This window comes from Leptospira sp. WS58.C1 (genome assembly GCF_040833995.1).
GTDB classification, from domain to species: Bacteria; Spirochaetota; Leptospiria; order Leptospirales; family Leptospiraceae; genus Leptospira_B; species Leptospira_B cinconiae.
In genome coordinates, this window is the sequence record NZ_CP162137.1 from 1,506,345 (window position 1) to 1,523,762 (window position 17,418).

General features: G+C 42.5%; 11 protein-coding genes. 8 read left to right on the forward strand and 3 right to left on the reverse strand.

What is annotated here, in order from left to right; genetic code table 11:
- Positions 1–24 precede the first annotated feature (24 nt).
- Positions 25–1,125, forward strand: a complete 1,101-nt coding sequence (locus AB3N61_RS06835; RefSeq protein ID WP_367898863.1) for a PepSY-associated TM helix domain-containing protein — start codon at positions 25–27, stop codon at positions 1,123–1,125.
- 86 nt (positions 1,126–1,211) lie between these two features.
- Here the strand turns inward: AB3N61_RS06835 and AB3N61_RS06840 are convergent, their stop codons facing one another.
- The 3 genes from AB3N61_RS06840 to soxR form a co-directional block, all read right to left on the reverse strand.
- Entirely contained in the window at positions 1,212–1,778 is a 567-nt protein-coding gene (locus AB3N61_RS06840) for an LIC_11695 family lipoprotein (protein WP_020768293.1), read from the reverse strand.
- Positions 1,779–1,801: 23 nt separating this feature from the next.
- Positions 1,802–4,144, reverse strand: coding sequence for a TonB-dependent receptor (locus tag AB3N61_RS06845; protein ID WP_367898864.1), 2,343 nt, complete (start codon positions 4,142–4,144; stop codon positions 1,802–1,804).
- Between the two features lie 377 nt (positions 4,145–4,521).
- Entirely contained in the window at positions 4,522–4,980 is a 459-nt protein-coding gene (soxR, locus tag AB3N61_RS06850; protein WP_020768002.1) for a redox-sensitive transcriptional activator SoxR, read from the reverse strand.
- A gap of 184 nt (positions 4,981–5,164) precedes the next feature.
- Between soxR and AB3N61_RS06855 the strand changes: the two genes are divergently transcribed.
- From AB3N61_RS06855 to AB3N61_RS06885, 7 genes are all read left to right on the forward strand, one after another.
- A complete protein-coding gene (locus AB3N61_RS06855) occupies positions 5,165–5,761 on the forward strand; it encodes an NADPH-dependent FMN reductase (RefSeq protein WP_020768080.1) in 597 nt (198 codons plus the stop codon).
- Between the two features lie 15 nt (positions 5,762–5,776).
- Positions 5,777–7,036 carry an MFS transporter gene (locus AB3N61_RS06860; protein ID WP_020768288.1) on the forward strand — a complete coding sequence of 420 codons (1,260 nt, stop codon included), beginning with the start codon at positions 5,777–5,779 and terminating at the stop codon, positions 7,034–7,036.
- A 118-nt stretch (positions 7,037–7,154) separates the two neighbouring features.
- Positions 7,155–7,547, forward strand: a complete 393-nt coding sequence (locus tag AB3N61_RS06865; RefSeq protein ID WP_367898865.1) for an OsmC family protein — start codon at positions 7,155–7,157, stop codon at positions 7,545–7,547.
- Between the two features lie 88 nt (positions 7,548–7,635).
- Positions 7,636–8,784, forward strand: coding sequence for a hypothetical protein (locus tag AB3N61_RS06870; RefSeq protein ID WP_367898866.1), 1,149 nt, complete (start codon positions 7,636–7,638; stop codon positions 8,782–8,784).
- Positions 8,785–8,905: 121 nt separating this feature from the next.
- Positions 8,906–10,264, forward strand: a complete 1,359-nt coding sequence (locus tag AB3N61_RS06875) for a GAF domain-containing sensor histidine kinase (protein WP_367898867.1) — start codon at positions 8,906–8,908, stop codon at positions 10,262–10,264.
- Complete coding sequence (locus AB3N61_RS06880) at positions 10,261–10,893, forward strand: response regulator (protein WP_367898868.1); 633 nt, start codon at positions 10,261–10,263, stop codon at positions 10,891–10,893. Before AB3N61_RS06875 ends, AB3N61_RS06880 begins: the two co-directional genes overlap by 4 nt.
- A 195-nt stretch (positions 10,894–11,088) precedes the next feature.
- Entirely contained in the window at positions 11,089–17,412 is a 6,324-nt protein-coding gene (locus tag AB3N61_RS06885; RefSeq protein ID WP_367898869.1) for a HAMP domain-containing protein, read from the forward strand.
- The last annotated feature ends 6 nt before the right edge of the window (positions 17,413–17,418 follow it).

Genomic DNA, 17,418 nt, shown 5'->3' on the forward strand with positions numbered 1-17,418 from the left:
AATGAAACCTTGGATCCTTCTAAAATGAGCCGAAAAAGACTCTATCAAATACATTCTTCTTTAGGTATTTTCAGTTCCGTATTTCTGATTCTGGTAGGACTATCCGGTTCCTTTTTGATTTTCGCAAGGGAGATTGATCAATTATTGGATCCGGCGGAGTTCAAGATCGAATCTCTCGGGACTAGAAGATCGATAGATTCTCTTAAGGCTGAACTGAGAAAACAGATCCCTTCTCATATACTGGCAGGTTGGTTGATCCCGGAAAATCCCGACCAGCCGGATCAGGTTTGGGTGCATTTTTCGGATTCCGAAACTAAGGAGGAGTCCGTCATTCTATTGGACCCTTATAGGGGAGAAGTAAAAGGAAAGCTGAAGGAAGATCGTTCCGATTCGTTTTACGGCTGGATGTTGAATCTTCATTATACCTTACTTTTGGGAAATACCGGTTACGTGATGATCGGTTTTTTGGGACTTATCTTTTTTTTCCAAGGGATCAGCGGTATCATTTTATACCGAAATATTTGGGCAAATCTTTTCAGGTTAAGGACATTGGAATCCATTCGTACGTTTTTTTCGGACCTTCATAAGTTAACGGGAGTTTTCACTTTGGTCTTTCATCTAATGTTGGGTTTTACGGGGGCTTGGTGGAGTTTAAGTACGACCGTCAATACTTTGATCGATGGATTTCCTTCCCAACAGTTGGGAAAATTTATGGATGATTCGATTTCGATCGATTCCATGATAGAAGGAGCCGAATCCAAGATCTCAGGATTCAAACTTGGATTTATCTCTTTTCCTCACCACAAAGAAGGAGACCCGGTCGTGTTGTATGGAACGGAGAACGAAGATCATCCTCTTCGGAGCAGATTCGGTTCTTATTTGGTTTTCGATTCTCGTTCTTCCCAATTGTTGAAAGTTTGGGAGCTTCGAAAAGAAAATTTTATACATTCTATCTTGGATTCTTTTCGCCCCTTACATTTTGGGACCTTTGGAGGGTTATTTACGAAAATACTATGGGTGATCTTAGGATTGGCTCCGGGGATATTATCTCTTACCGGGATCGGGATATTGATCTCAAAAGAAAGAATGAAATCTTCTCGAAAAAAAGAAAAGGTTATTCGTTGAAATTTTTCGAGTATTTAGGGCTGGTATCAAGAAACGCCGGAGATCCCGGCGTATAATTTAAAGAATAAAAGAAATCTTATATATCTTTATTCCCAACACTGACCTTCCACGTAACATTTATATATGGAACCGATACCGGATGCCGTTGCGGCTTCCTGGCAGGCCCCCTTTGCCGTTGTGGAAGTAAATCCGTAATACTGCATTGCAGGGACTAAATATTCACGTTCTCCGATATAGGAATATGCGTAAGGGATCGGGTCGTTGATGCCGTCTACACCTTCATAAATACAAGCGCTTATTTTATTCGGTACCACACAAGGACCGTCGATTAGGTCTATCTTAAGGTCCAGATCGATCCCTGTTTTCATTTCCGCGATAAAATCGTCCAGGCCTTCTTCCCATTCCGCTTTTTTTTCCAAATATGCGGTGGAATATTCTCTACAGAAAAATATCTCTCCGTTCGGTCTTGTGAACCTATGGCTATACGCAATCGTAAGTCCCAGGTTTTCCCCTTCGCTTCCGGAATTTTTTTTGGAAAGGAGCACCTGTAGGATCCCGTTCGTATCCAATTTTTCTTCTCCCTCAAGTTCTTTACAAAAATTTAAAGTGTGAATCGTTAGAACGATCAGCACCAATTTTATTATCCTTTTCATTTTGAATCTCCTGGATTTGATCCTTATATTTTATAGTTTATAATGAATCCGTAGGTTCTAGGCGCTCCCGGAACTGCCTGGAAGGTTCCGTCTAAGTAGGAAGTGAAATAATACTTATCATATACGTTATTACAGTATATATAGGCTGAGACGGTCTCTCCTTCATAACCCGCTTTCAGATTGGTTACCGCGTAAGGGCTGCTATAAATGGTATTATCCGCAGCAAAGAACATTTTTCCGACGGCTTGGAATTCCCAACGAAAGAATAGGCCCCAATTGGAACGGAATTGTAAGTAACTTACGATATCGTATTTGGGTATGAAATGGACTTGTTTTCCGTCGAAGTCCTTGTCCAAGATACGATCATAAAATTTATTGAATATACCTTCGGTGTAACCTGCGGAGAATCCTAGCCGAAGGGGTTTCCAGGGTTTTGCATAAGCTTCTATTTCCGCACCTCTAATGGTGACTCTTTCCGCGTTTAAGTTCACGGATTGTGCGATGGAAATTGCTCTTACTACTTGAAAATCCTGCGTTTCCGTATAAAAATGAGTGAAATTCAAACCTAAGGTACGTTTGAAATATTCGGATTTTATTCCCGCTTCTATCGTATCATTAATTTCAGGTTTAAAATCCGCTTGAGAAGATTGGTTTACTACAGTACTGTAACCTGCATTTTTATATCCCCTGCTCAATCCGATAAAGATCATAAAAGAATCGTTAGGTTTATAATCGAATATTAATCTTGATACGTTGTATTGGTAGGAATCGTCCCTTCTATATTCCGGAGAAAGAATACGTATATCTCCGTACGGATTATTCGGTAAAAATCCGGTTGCATCCTGGCTATGATCCAATTTTATCTTTTGGGTCTCTATTCTGGATCCTAAGGTGATCGTAAACTTTTCCAAGAATGTATAACTATTATGAGTGAACAGACTGATAGTTTGATCTTCTATTCTGGCATGATGTGTTTGTCTTGTAGGCGCATACAACCCGGAGAACGTCCGATAAGTATATGTGTTTTTCAGATATTCCCTTGTATTGGTACTATCAGAGATCCTATGGTAAAAGAAAGTGCCTAACTTGAACTGAAGAGGGTCCTTTTTATCCGTAGATTCAATAGTAGCTTCGTGGGTCTGAGTAGTCGTATGTTCCACATATTCGCCCTTACTTTGTGCGTTCTTAGTGAAATCGGAATCGACCGTCAAAGGGTCTATGGCCATTTTTCTCAAACTGGAAACGGTCCTAAATACTGCCGAAGGTAGTTTGTAGCTGATATTACTGGAGTACGTATTTCCTGTAACGTTGGATGTTCCTTCATAGTCCCAATAAACCTTTCGGGCTCCATTGCTTCTATTTATGAAAATTCTAATATTCTCGTCGCAGTTTTCCGGACTTACGGCACATCCTTTATAAACACTTTTTAATCTTTCCGATTTGGATCCCAGATAATTGACTATGTTCAAAGAACCGTCGTTAAAACTTTCCGCACTGGCTTGCAGATCGATTTCCAAGTTCTCGTTCGGAGTCCAGAAAATCCTGAATCTTCCCGCTTTTCCGCTCCTGCCGTCCGGATGTGTCGCATAAAATTCTATAGGAATATCGGAGAGGAGGTTATTCGGGTAATTGAATCCCGTAATATTATTCAGATATCCGTCCCTTTCGGTGGATTTACCTGACACTCCTATATAAAGTTTATCTTTGACGATCGGAGTATTGTAAAAGAAGGAAAATTCTCTTTTATTATAATTTCCTAAATCAGCTGTAAATCTGCCTTGAGGAAGATTATTGGGCTTTTTGGTTTTAATTTCCACCACGCCGCCTTGGAAATTTTTGCCGAAGACAGTGGCTTGCGAACCTCTGTGGACCTCTATACTGTCCAAACCGAAAAGTTCCGTATTCAAAGCTACGTTATCCGCTAGCGGAACGCCATCCACGATCATACCGACGGCAGGTTCGCTGAAGGCGATACTTCTCATTCCTCTAATATTAAAATAAGTGAAATTTCTGGATCCTGAATCTATGATCGCAAAATTCGGTACCTGCTTGTCTATATCGTTGGTCCTTGAGATCCCAGTGTCCTGGATATCCTGATCATTGAATCTGGAGATACTCCCGGGAGTTTTGAAAATTTCCCGGTCCCTTTGGTCTCTCTTCCCCTGCACGACAATTCCTCCTTCGGAGGTGATAGGCCTTTTAACGAGAGGTTCTTCTTTCGAGTTTTTAGGTACTACGTTCTTAGGTTCTTGGGCGAATAAAACGGTCCCGGTAAAAAAAAGGATTCTTACGCAAAATCGGGAAAGAAAGGGGAGAAGGTTCCGAACTCTGCTCTTTTTTGGGGACTTAGACCTTTGTCTACGCATGAAAGCCAATAAAAGGAAGAGTGTAGAACTGGTAAAGGACTAAATTGATTCTAGGACTCAAAATCATATATGGATCAGTCTGAAAACTGTCAAATTAAGTAGAAAAAGAGAATAAATGGGGGAAAATAAGCGAATTATAATAAATTTACTTAGAAAGATGGAGAGAAATGGGAGCCGATTTTTTGTAGGCACTTCTACAAAAATCGCCCTTGAAAGAACAGGGTCGGGAAAGTAAAAGTCTTCTTCCTATTACTGGATACAGAAGAACTTCCATTTCCAGAACTGATAGAGTTGAGGGCTAATTTTTTACGGTGCCGAAAGGCACCTGTCGGTTTATCACGTTTTTTCATCCGAGTGTTGCCTCGGATCCATGAAGATTAATTTTGTTTTTTCGATTTTCCCATCCAGCGTAAGGGGCCGCTACCGTATCGTCCCAATTTGTCTTGTGGGTTGGCTAATTTACAAGTAAAAAGGGAAAGGCAACCGCATCCTATACAAACAGAAAGACCGTTCTTTAATCTATGCAATTCCGCGATCTTTTCTTCGATACGTAAACTCCAGGTTCGGGAAAGTTTGGACCAGTCCTGTCCGTTTGGAGTATGATCTTCGGGAAGTTTTGCGATTTCTGCGGCGATCTCCTCTAAGGAAAGTCCTACTCTTTGGGCAAATACGATGAATGCGATCCTTCTCAAAACATGTCTAGGATATTGTCTGTGACCGGAACCTGCTCTCACGGAACGGATCAGTCCTCTTTCTTCGTAAAAACGTAAAGCGGAGGAGGCGACCCCGCTTCTTTTGGATACCTGTCCGATACTTAAATACTCGTCCTTATCCACTACATTCTCCTGAATTTAAACTTAAAGTGAACTTTAGTATTAGATTTTATTCAAACGAAGTCTAAACACAAACATTTTCAGTTTTTTTTCGAAAAAATGAGAAAAAAACAGATCTTGGGTATTTACTTAAAGTTCACTTTAACTTGTAGAATATAATTACCAAAAAGAAGAAGGGTATCCTATAATGTTATTAGAAAAGATCAATACCGGTACGAACTTACGATTAGGAATTATATTAGGCAGTACTAGAAAGGGGAGATTTGGAGAGACAGTCGCAAAATGGTTTGAAGAGATTGCAAGACAAGATAACCGATTTGAGACGGATCTAATCGATCTTTCCGAATTTTCTCTTCCTTGGGACATGTCAAAGGATATGGATTCGGATCTTTCCTTATTTTCGGATAAAATAGCGGAAACCGATACTTTTGTAGTAATTACACCGGAGTATAATCACGGATATCCTGCTTATTTAAAGTTGGCAATTGATTCGCTTCATGAGGAATGGAGTGCAAAACCTCTTGGATTCGTTTCCTACGGGGGAAGTTCGGGCGGTTTGAGAGCGGTGGAGCAGCTTCGCAATGTATTTGCCGAGTTGAGAATGACCACCATTCGGGACTGCGTCAGTTTTCATTGGGCTCATGCCAGGTTCCATAACGGAAGACCTACTGAGGAATTTCGTTACGCTTCTTCGGCGGAGAAATTATTGAATGAATTGTACTGGTGGGGAAACGTTTTAAAACAAGCTAGAATGAATTTCCCCGGGTCCGTTCTGAGATCATGATCTTAAGGAATAAATATGAAATTTACGTTTAGTAAATACCAAATCTTCGTAGTCGCATTATTGGCATTTATCCAATTTACCGTAGTTCTTGATTTTATGATCTTATCTCCATTAGGAGTTCAGGTCATGGAACAACTGAAAATTTCCACGTCCAAGTTCGGCCTAGTGGTTTCCGCTTATGCATTTAGCGCGGGGATTTCCGGGATATTGGCGGCGGGTTTTGCGGACAGATTCGATCGTAAGAAGATGCTTCTATTTTTTTACGGAGGTTTTGTTTTAGGGACCGTTCTTTGCGGAATTGCGCCGAATTATGAATTTTTACTTTTTGCAAGAATAGTAACGGGACTTTTCGGCGGCGTCATAGCTTCTATCAGCTTTGCGATCATTGCGGATCTATTTCCTCTGGAAGTTAGAGGAAGAGTGATGGGGCTTGTGATGACGGCGTTTGCAGCCAGCCAAGTTTTCGGTCTTCCGATCGGTGTATTTTTCTCTAATATTTGGGGATGGCAATCTCCTTTTTGGATGATCGCACTTATCAGCGGCCTTGTAGGAATTGCGGCAATTTTTAATCTGCAACCTATCGTTTCTCATTTGAGCGAAAAAACGGAAAATAAGGCGATCAAACATTTGGTCGTAACCGCCGGGAATCCAAATTATCTTCCGGGATTTTTGGCGATAATGCTTTTGGCAACTGGCGGATATATGCTTATGCCGTTCGGTTCCGCATTCAGTGTTCATAATTTAGGGATTTCTTTAGAAGATCTTCCTTTAGTATATTTTGTAACGGGAATCGTAAGTATGGCGGCCGGACCTTTGATCGGTAGGGCGGCGGATAAATTCGGAAAGTATTCTGTATTTTTATACTCTTCGTTAATCACCTGTATGATCCTATTCTATTATACGTCAATGGGGATCTCTCCTCTCTGGTTTGTGATACTGATCAATTCCGCATTATTCATCGTGATAACGGGAAGGGTAATTTCTGCTAATGCGTTGAATTCCGCCATGCCTGAGCTGAGAGATAGGGGAGCCTATATGGCGATCAGTTCTTCTTTACAACAATTATCCGGAGGAATTGCTTCTTACGCAGCTGGACTGATCGTCATCCAGACACCGAGCGGATATATCCAAGGTTATCCGAACCTGGGTTACGTAGTGATTACGGCCATTTTGGTAACTGCAGCCATCATGTATAAGGTGAATGAATACGTTCAATCCAAACAATCTGCTCCTGTAAAAAACGAACCGGAAGCGGCTCTCGTTTCGGAAATCTGAGTGAAATTTTTCTCAGAGAAGAAGGGTGAATTCTTCTCTGAGAAATTCAAGAACCACTAGCGGTGATCTTCTATATTCGGATTGCTTTTAAAAGCGGATCTCCTATCCTTCTTACCTTATGAGCGATATAGAAGTTACGGTTCTTAGTACCCCCGAAAATTACAAAACAATCCTTCGAAGTAAAAACCACGAAGTAATCGCGGATGAATCCAAGGAAGATGGTGGAGGGGATCTCGGACCTTCTCCTCATGAATACCTTCTTCTTTCCTTGGGAGCTTGTACTGATATTACTATTCGAATGTATGCACAAAGAAAAAAAATGGCTCTGAAAGAAGTGATTGTGGAACTGAATCTCACAAAATGGACAGATCATACAGAGATCCAAAGGATCGTAAAACTGGAAGGAAATTTGAGCGAACAAGAAAGAGAAAGGCTTTTGCAGGTTGCAAACGCTTGTCCTGTTCACAAAACGCTGACTCATCCGATCCAGATCGAGACCAAACTGGGCTAAATACTAATTTTCCAAGCCTTCCTATAATTCTTTAGGAAACGAAGATGCTGGAAACGGGTCCAATTTTTTGAAATATCTCTTTGATCGTATGAAATTCCATATCTTTAACCCTGTTTCCTTCTTCTTTCTAGTATCCTGCACTTTTTCGATTTCCTGCCTCTCCTCCGTAAAAGATCCAAAAGAAGAGTTCGTATATGTGCAGAACGTCCAAGGACGAAATGAGGAAGAGGCGGAATTGAACGCAAAACGGAAAATTTTGGAAAACGGTCTGGGGGAATTAATACAAGGATCCGCTCAAGTTGTCGGTGGAAAATTAAAGGAAAGTATCGTTAATTCTTCCGTGGAAGGTTTTGTATTAGAATATTCTAAAATAGGTGCGACTCGAAGGTCGGCGAGCGGACTTTTGGAAATCGATGCCAAAGGAAAAGTGAACCAAAAAGCGGTCCAAGACGCTTTGAAAGAAAGATACAAAGAGCTTGGGAAACCCAAGTTTTTAGTGTTCATAGAAGAAAGAATATTAGGAAAACCGAACATAAAAGGGAAAGTTGGGGTCACGGAAAACGAGCTTATTCGGATCTTTACGGATTTCGACTTTTTGGATAAAAAACAATTCTATCGTGTTCTTTTTAAAGAGGGGAAGATGGACTCTGCGGCTTTTTCGGAAAATTCTTTTGAGGAGAAAATATTATCCTTAGCTAATGAGTCCGAGGCTCAGATATTACTCGTGGGTCAAACCGATGTCACCGACCTGGGTAGGATAGAAGACACTAGGCTTCATTCTTATCAATCCGTACTTAGATTCAAAATTTTTGATGTAAATACCGCCCGGATCATAGCAGCGGATAATTCTTCCGGAGTTTCTCCTCATATTAATCCGGACACCGGTGTCCAGGAATCCATCAAAAGATCAGTCGAAAAAGCCTATCCTAAGATCAAGGAACAGATCTCCAATAAATGGAAACCTGGAAATCTGATCCGGATTAAAATAGAAGGACTGAGTTACGACGAATACTTGGATAAGGATGTGCAAGGGATCATTCGGACCATTCAAGGAGTCAATCGGGTAAGCGAAACACTAGGCTCCGATCCGAATAAAGGGATTGTTTTGGAAATAGAAGCGTTGTATAACGGCGGAATTTTATATCAAAAACTTAGGGAAAGAAAAGAGGATTTTGGTTTGAAGTTCTCTCAACAAGAGGTAAAGCCCTCTTATATCCATTTAATCTTTAAAAAATAAGAATATTATACCTATCTATCTCGTTACAATATTCGAGTTAATACATTACTATTTTCTTTTTCTTCGTTGTTAGGCGAAAAAACGGATTGAAAGATAAAAATTTTAATCGGATAATCGCGGGGTGCAAGGCTTTTCGAATATCGACCAAGAGCCGAGTTATGGCTCCTTCTCCGAACCTCTCTCCTACGAATCCGAAGGATTTTCCAAGGAAGCTCCTCATGATAGGTCCGATTCGGAAGATCAAAATACAAAAGAGGAACTCTTAAAAAAGATCTCCGTACTGAATCTTTTACAACAAGTGGCCACTGCAGCGAACGAAGCAAATGATGTGGAATCGGTACTTCAGTTTTCCGTGGACAGGATCTGCCTCATCGCAAAATGGAAATTAGGTCTCGTATTTTTAACGTCGGAAGATTCGGAAAGACCGGAATATTCTTCCATCTCCTTCTCTCGAGAAGAGACTTTCTTAAAAGAGTTTAGAAATTTAATAAGGACTAGATCCAGAAAAGAAGGATCCATTCTTTCCGAAAGAGTCAGAAGATCTAGAAAACCGATCCTGCTCGAAAATTTTCCTTCTTATCTAAAAGGAGAATTAAAAGAGCTATCAATTAGGGCGGGAATTGAAGCGGCGATCGGGATTCCTATTTTAGTTAAAGAGAACTTGGTCGGAGTTTTGGAATTTTATTCAGGCAATAAATCCGCCGATCCTTCTTTTTTTGAAGCTGTTTCCCATATCAGTTCTCAGATTGGGAGGGTATTCGAGAGAAGGGACTCGGAAAATTATCTAAAAACTTCGGGAGAACAATTAAGAGCTTTGTCGGCTAGGCTGCAAGAAGTAAGGGAAGAAGAAAGACTCCTGGTCGCAAGAGAGATACATGACGAGTTAGGCCAATTATTGACCGTTCTTAAAATAGATCTTACATTATTAAAAAATAATTTTCAAAAATCGAACGGTTCCGATTCCAAATTAGTATCCGAACTTCTATCCATGATCAAGGTGGCGGACTCGGGTATAGAGTCCGTACAAAGGATCGCCACGGAACTCAGACCTTTAATTTTAGAGGATTTAGGATTATTGGAAGGGATAGAATGGTATGCAAAGGACTTTGAAAAAAGGACGGGGATTCGCTGCGAAATTATGATCCCTGCGGGAATTCTATCCTTAGGAAAGGAAGCATCCATTGCGTTATTCCGTATTTTCCAGGAAGCATTGACTAACACAGCCAGGCATTCCGAGGCGAGTTTCATTCAAGTTTCCTGCTTGGAAGAAGGCGCTTTTCTCATTCTAAAGATCCGAGATAACGGGATCGGCATCGATCCTAAAAAGATGAACCAGTCCAAATCATTAGGATTGATCGGCATGAGAGAAAGAGCGGTTGTTTTAGGTGGGGAAGTTTCCGTTTCGGGAGAAGCGGAGAAAGGCACAAGTGTGATCGTAAAAATTCCAATCTCAAATCGAAATACGGAGGAGTTCCGATGATTTCCACATTGATCGCTGATGATCATTTATTGATCCGAGAAGGTTTAAGAAAGATCCTTTCCGAAGAGGAAGATATAGAGATCGTATACGAGGCGGAAAATGGACAGCAGGTTTTGGATTACCTTGCAGGCAGGCCCGTGCAAGTGTTGATCTTGGATATAAATATGCCTATGATGAGCGGTCTGGATATATTAAAATATGTTCATAAACTTTCTCCTGATACTAGGGTATTGATCTTAAGCATGTATCCGGAAGATAGGTTTGCGGTTCGGGCTTTAAAAGCGGGCGCATCCGGTTATATCACTAAAGCCAGTGCGGGAGATGAACTTATCTCAGCAGTGCGTAAGGTCATTGAAGGAGCCAGATATATCAGTCCTGAGGCGACTGAGATGCTGGTGAGAGAACTTTCTAAACCGACGGACCGACTTCCTCATGAAACTCTTTCCGAAAGAGAGTTTCAGATCCTTATGCTTTTGGTAAAAGGTAAGAACGTTCGATCTATTTCCGGAGATTTGGGTTTAAGTGTAAATACGGTAAACACATATAGAGCCAGGATTTTTGAAAAGATGAGTTTGAAATCCACACAAGAGTTGGTTCGTTACGCCTACGATCATAAACTTTTGGAATAAATTTCCAAGTCTGAGAATAACTCTTTTTTGTAATATTTATAATCCCCTGTCACAAGAAATGTGACAGGGGATTATTCGTTTAACGTAAGCCTTACGATCTATTTTTTGAAATAATTTTTGTTGTTATTCCCGGCTTTTTACGTCATCATTCTCCCTTGCGTGCATTAACCTTTTATTATAGGTTTAGGTCCTGCCATGAAGAATGCCCCGACATTAGATCCAAAACAAGACAAAGACTCTTTAAGCCCAAAACAATTATTGGAAGTGCTGACTGCATTTAAGAGAGGAGACTTCTCAAAACGAATGCCTTTAGACCAAGTAGGGGTTGCAGGGAAAATTTCCGACTTATTGAACGATATCATGGACCAGAACGATAGAATGGTCAAAGAGTTCGAAAGGATCAGCAATGAAGTAGGACAAGAAGGTAAAATTTCACAAAGGGTTAGCGGCATTTCTTCCGCCGGTTCTTGGGGTACTTGTATGAATTCTATCAATTCTTTGATTGGAAATCTTGTACAGCCGAATACCGAAGTGATGAGGGTGATCGGTGCAGTGGCAGGCGGCGATCTTTCTCAGAACATGTCTCTGGAGATAGACGGAAGACCTCTCAAAGGTGAATTTTTTAGGACTGCCAAGATCGTTAACATCATGGTGGATCAGTTGAATTCATTCGCCTCCGAGGTAACCCGGGTTGCCAAAGAAGTAGGAACGGAAGGTAAACTGGGTGGGCAAGCCGATGTTCGCGGAGTTGCCGGAACTTGGAAAGATTTAACGGATAGTGTGAACTCCATGGCATCTAACTTAACCGGTCAGGTGCGTGATATTGCCGAAGTTACAAAGGCCGTTGCAACCGGTGACTTATCCAAGAAGATCACAGTGGATGTTAAGGGAGAGATCCTAGAGCTTAAGAATACGATCAACACAATGGTGGATCAGTTGAATTCATTCGCCTCCGAGGTGACCCGGGTCGCCAAAGAAGTAGGAACGGAAGGTAAACTGGGTGGACAAGCCGATGTTCGCGGAGTTGCCGGGACCTGGAAAGATTTAACGGATAGTGTGAATTCGATGGCATCGAACCTAACCGGTCAGGTTCGTAATATTGCCGAAGTTACTACAGCGGTAGCTCGAGGTGACTTATCCAAGAAGATCACTGTGGATGTTAAGGGAGAGATCCTCGAATTGAAGGACACCATCAACACGATGGTGGATCAGTTGAATTCATTCGCTTCCGAGGTAACCCGGGTGGCAAGAGAGGTAGGAACGGAAGGAGAGTTAGGTGGCCAGGCGGATGTGCAGGGAGTTGCCGGGACCTGGAAGGACTTAACGGATAGTGTGAACTCCATGGCATCGAACCTAACCGGTCAGGTTCGTAATATTGCCGAAGTTACTACAGCGGTAGCTCGAGGTGATTTATCCAAAAAGATCACTGTGGACGTTAAAGGAGAGATCCTCGAATTGAAGGACACCATCAACACGATGGTAGATCAGTTGAATTCATTCGCTTCCGAGGTAACCCGTGTGGCAAGAGAGGTGGGAACGGAAGGTAAACTGGGCGGACAGGCGGATGTGCAAGGAGTTGCCGGGACTTGGAAGGATTTAACGGATAGTGTGAACTCCATGGCATCGAACCTAACCGGTCAGGTTCGAAATATTGCCGAAGTTACTACAGCGGTGGCAACCGGTGACTTATCCAAGAAGATCACAGTGGATGTTAAGGGAGAGATCTTAGAACTTAAGGATACCATCAACACGATGGTAGACCAGTTGAATTCATTCGCTTCCGAGGTAACCCGGGTGGCAAGAGAGGTAGGAACGGAAGGTAAACTGGGCGGACAGGCGAATGTTCGTGGAGTTGCCGGGACTTGGAAGGATTTAACGGATAGTGTGAATTCAATGGCATCGAACCTAACAGGTCAGGTGCGAAATATTGCCGAAGTTACTACAGCGGTAGCTCGAGGGGACCTTTCCAAGAAGATCACTGTGGACGTTAAAGGAGAGATCCTCGAATTGAAAGTGACCATCAACACGATGGTAGACCAGTTGAACTCGTTTGCTTCCGAGGTAACCCGTGTGGCAAGAGAGGTGGGAACGGAAGGTAAACTGGGCGGTCAGGCGGATGTGCAGGGAGTTGCGGGAACCTGGAAGGATTTAACGGACAGTGTGAATTCGATGGCATCGAACCTAACCGGTCAGGTTCGTAATATTGCCGAAGTTACTACAGCGGTGGCAACCGGTGACTTATCCAAAAAGATCACAGTGGATGTTAAGGGAGAGATCCTAGAACTCAAGAACACGATCAACACGATGGTGGATCAGTTGAACTCGTTTGCCTCCGAGGTGACCCGTGTGGCCAGAGAGGTGGGGGCAGAAGGTAAACTGGGTGGACAAGCCGATGTTCGCGGAGTTGCCGGAACTTGGAAGGATTTAACGGATAGCGTGAATTTTATGGCCGGAAACTTGACCGGTCAGGTGCGTGATATTGCCGAAGTTACAAAGGCCGTTGCAACCGGTGACTTATCCAAGAAGATCACAGTGGATGTTAAGGGAGAGATCCTAGAACTTAAGAATACGATCAACACAATGGTGGACCAGTTGAATTCATTCGCCTCCGAGGTGACCCGGGTTGCTAAAGAAGTAGGAACGGAAGGTAAACTGGGTGGACAAGCCGATGTTCGCGGAGTTGCGGGAACCTGGAAGGATTTAACGGATAGTGTGAATTCGATGGCATCGAACCTAACCGGTCAGGTTCGTAATATTGCCGAAGTTACTACAGCGGTAGCTCGAGGTGACTTATCCAAGAAGATCACTGTGGACGTTAAAGGAGAGATCCTCGAATTGAAAGACACGATCAACACGATGGTGGATCAGTTGAATTCATTCGCTTCCGAGGTAACCCGAGTAGCAAAAGAGGTAGGAACGGAAGGAGAGTTAGGTGGCCAGGCGGATGTTCGCGGAGTTGCCGGGACTTGGAAGGATTTAACGGATAGTGTGAATTCGATGGCATCGAACCTAACCGGTCAGGTGCGAAATATTGCCGAAGTTACTACAGCGGTAGCTCGAGGTGACTTATCCAAGAAGATCACAGTGGATGTTAAAGGAGAGATCTTAGAACTTAAGAATACGATCAATACGATGGTGGATCAGTTGAATTCTTTCGCTTCCGAGGTAACCCGGGTGGCAAGAGAGGTGGGAACGGAAGGTAAACTGGGCGGACAGGCAAATGTGCAAGGGGTTGCCGGTATCTGGAAAGATTTAACGGATAGTGTGAATTTTATGGCGAATAACCTGACCACTCAGGTAAGGGGTATCGCCAAGGTGGTGACCTCCGTTGCAAACGGGGACTTAAAGAAAAAATTATATTTGGAAGCAAAAGGGGAGATCGCAGAACTCTCGGATACGATCAACGATATGATCGATACACTGGGACTATTCGGGGACCAGGTGACCACGGTTGCAAGAGAGGTAGGTATCGAAGGAAGATTAGGAGGTCAAGCGAGTGTGCCGGGGGCCGCAGGTCTTTGGAGAAACCTTACGGATAACGTGAACCAGCTTGCTTCCAACTTAACCGCTCAGGTGAGAGCGATTGCGGAAGTGGCAACAGGGGTGACCAAAGGAGATCTTTCTCGAACGGTTACCATCCAAGCGGCCGGAGAGGTAGCGGCCTTATCCGATAACATCAACGAAATGATCCGTAACCTAAGAGAAACCACTCGGATCAACACGGAACAAGACTGGTTAAAAACAAACCTTGCAAAATTCACCAGGTTATTACAAGGGCAAAGGAACTTAGTCAACGTTAGTAAACTCATTTTGTCCGAACTTGCACCTCTTGTCTCCGCACAACATGGAGCATTCTTCATAACGGAGAATGTGGAAGAAGGACCGGTTCTCAAACTACTTGTCAGTTATGCCTATCAAGAAAGGAAGAATGTATCCAATCGTTTTTATCCGGGAGAAGGTCTGATCGGCCAATGTTTTCTGGAAAAAGAAAGGATCCTTGTTACTCAAGTACCTTCCAGTTATATCAAGATCAATTCGGCTTTAGGAGAAGCCCCTCCAATCAATATAGTCGTCTTACCTGTGTTATTCGAAGGTGAAGTAAAAGCGGTGATAGAACTTGCCTCCTTCTCCAGTTTCACTCCGATCCATTTGAATTTTTTGGATCAGTTGACCGAAAGTATCGGGATCGTATTGAACACGATCGCCGCAGGTATGAGAACGGAAGAACTTCTGATCCAATCCCAAACTCTGACGGAAGAGTTGCAAGGAAGACAGGAAGAGTTGACGAGCACCAACCAACGATTGGAAGAACAGGCAAAATCGCTCAAAGCATCCGAAGATATGCTCAAGGACCAAAGGGAAGAGCTACAGGAAAAGAACGAAGAGTTGGAAGAAAAAGCGAGATTACTCGCTAAAAAGAACAGTGAGGTAGAAAGAAAAAACAGGGAAGTAGAACAAGCCAGACATTCCTTGGAAGAAAAAGCAAGACAACTTGCGCTTACTTCCAGATACAAATCCGAGTTCTTGGCGAACATGTCCCACGAACTTAGGACTCCTTTGAATAATATGCTGATCTTATCTCGCTTATTATATGACAATGAGAGTAAAAACCTGTCTGAAAAACAGACGGAATATGCAAAAACGATCCATAGCTCCGGAAACGATCTTTTACAGTTGATCAACGATATATTAGATCTTTCTAAAATTGAATCCGGTAAGATGAGTGTGGATCTGGATTCCGTTTCAATCGAGGAACTGGGAGGATATTTGGATCGTTCTTTTAGGGAAACTGCAAGGAATAAGGACCTGAAGTTCCAAGTGGAAATAGATCCGGATCTTCCTTCTAGGATCACTACCGATTTGCAAAGATTACAGCAGGTCCTACAGAACCTTCTCTCGAATGCATTCAAATTTACTCATAAAGGTGGTGTGAAACTGAGGATAGAATCTCCTCTTTCCGGTTGGAGCGCGGATCATAAAATCCTAAACCAAGCCGGCGGTGTGATCTCATTTTCAGTGATAGATACGGGTATAGGTATCTCACCGGAAAAACAAGGCTTGATCTTCGAAGCATTCCGACAGGCGGACGGTAGTACGAGCCGAAAATACGGAGGAACGGGACTCGGGCTTTCCATAAGTAAAGAGATTACTCGTATTCTAGGCGGAGAATTGAAACTGGAAAGTGAACCGGAAGTGGGAAGTAAGTTTACCTTATATCTTCCTTTGGATTATATTCAAGTGGAAGATAATCCTATCGAGCCAGGCTCCATTAAATGGTCCGAAGATCCTGAGAATGATTCTTACGTCTCCGATCCTTACGTAAGAAGTAAGATCAAATCAACTAGGAGAGTTTTAGAGGATGAAACCCAGAACGAATCGAATGAAAAAGTTTTGATCATAGAAGAGGATGAGGCATTCGCGAAATCCCTCTTGGAGGTTGCTAAGAGTAACGGGTTCAAGGGGACCGTCGCGCTGGATGGAAAAAGCGGCATCTCGGTGTTACAAGAATCTTCATTTAATGCCGTCTTGTTGGATGTCCAACTTTCGGACATGGATGGAAATTTGATCCTGAATTGGCTAAAACGAAATCCTAAACTCAGACAGATCCCGGTCCATGTCCTCTCGGGAGAAAATGATTGGAAAAGAAGTTTGGAGATAGGCGCGATTTCTCATCTGAGAAAGCCGGTTGGGATCGAGTCGTTGAATGAAGCATTCGAGAAGATCAAAACATATCTGCATAAGACAGATAAAACACTTTATGTTTGTGGAATAGAGAGGGAACATTCGGAATTTCTAAAGGAAAAACTGACCACCAAGGACTTAATTATGAAGAATATAGAGTCGGGGCAGGAGCTTTTGGATATTCTGAAAAAAGAAATCCCGGACTGTATTTTAATAGGGAGAGAATTTAAGGATATGTCCGTTCCGGATCTGATTTCGAAGATCAGCTTATTGGACCCTGAAAGGACGTTGATTATATTCTATTCGGATGAGAAGAATGGACCGGAAAGTTTTCGGAAACTTCTATCCTTTAACGATTCGAATATCCTAAAATTCGTAAATTCTTATGCAACATCGCTGGACGAGATCAAGATCCATTTTCATGAACCTGAATCCGTTTCTAAATCGGGAGATACATATTCTCTGGAAGGGCATAAAGTATTGATCGTGGATGACGATGTACGGAATATATTCGCTCTAACCAGTATGTTAGAATTACATAAAATGAAAATACATTATGCTGAAAACGCAATAGATGGAATTCAAATATTGGAAAAAAATCCGGACATAGAGATCGTTCTAATGGATGTGATGATGCCGGATATGGACGGATACGAGGCCATGAAGGTCATTCGTTCCAAAGCGGAATTTGTGAATCTTCCTATTTTGGCGCTTACGGCAAAAGCGATGAAAGGAGATCGGGAAAAATGTATAGAAGCAGGGGCGACCGAATATATCACTAAGCCGGTAAGTGTGGACCATTTGCTTTCTTTACTTCGCGTATTGTTGTGCAGGTAAATATGG

Excerpts from the sequence above, each read along its gene's own strand:
- AB3N61_RS06860 (WP_020768288.1), top strand. The coding sequence starts at position 5,777 with ATGAAATTTACGTTTAGTAAATACCAAATCTTCGTAGTCGCATTATTG.
- AB3N61_RS06845 (WP_367898864.1), bottom strand. The coding sequence starts at position 4,144 with ATGCGTAGACAAAGGTCTAAGTCCCCAAAAAAGAGCAGAGTTCGGAAC.
- AB3N61_RS06870 (WP_367898866.1), top strand. The coding sequence starts at position 7,636 with ATGAAATTCCATATCTTTAACCCTGTTTCCTTCTTCTTTCTAGTATCC.
- AB3N61_RS06835 (WP_367898863.1), top strand. The coding sequence starts at position 25 with ATGAGCCGAAAAAGACTCTATCAAATACATTCTTCTTTAGGTATTTTC.
- AB3N61_RS06840 (WP_020768293.1), bottom strand. The coding sequence starts at position 1,778 with ATGAAAAGGATAATAAAATTGGTGCTGATCGTTCTAACGATTCACACT.
- AB3N61_RS06865 (WP_367898865.1), top strand. The coding sequence starts at position 7,155 with ATGAGCGATATAGAAGTTACGGTTCTTAGTACCCCCGAAAATTACAAA.
- AB3N61_RS06855 (WP_020768080.1), top strand. The coding sequence starts at position 5,165 with ATGTTATTAGAAAAGATCAATACCGGTACGAACTTACGATTAGGAATT.
- AB3N61_RS06885 (WP_367898869.1), top strand. The coding sequence starts at position 11,089 with ATGAAGAATGCCCCGACATTAGATCCAAAACAAGACAAAGACTCTTTA.
- AB3N61_RS06880 (WP_367898868.1), top strand. The coding sequence starts at position 10,261 with ATGATTTCCACATTGATCGCTGATGATCATTTATTGATCCGAGAAGGT.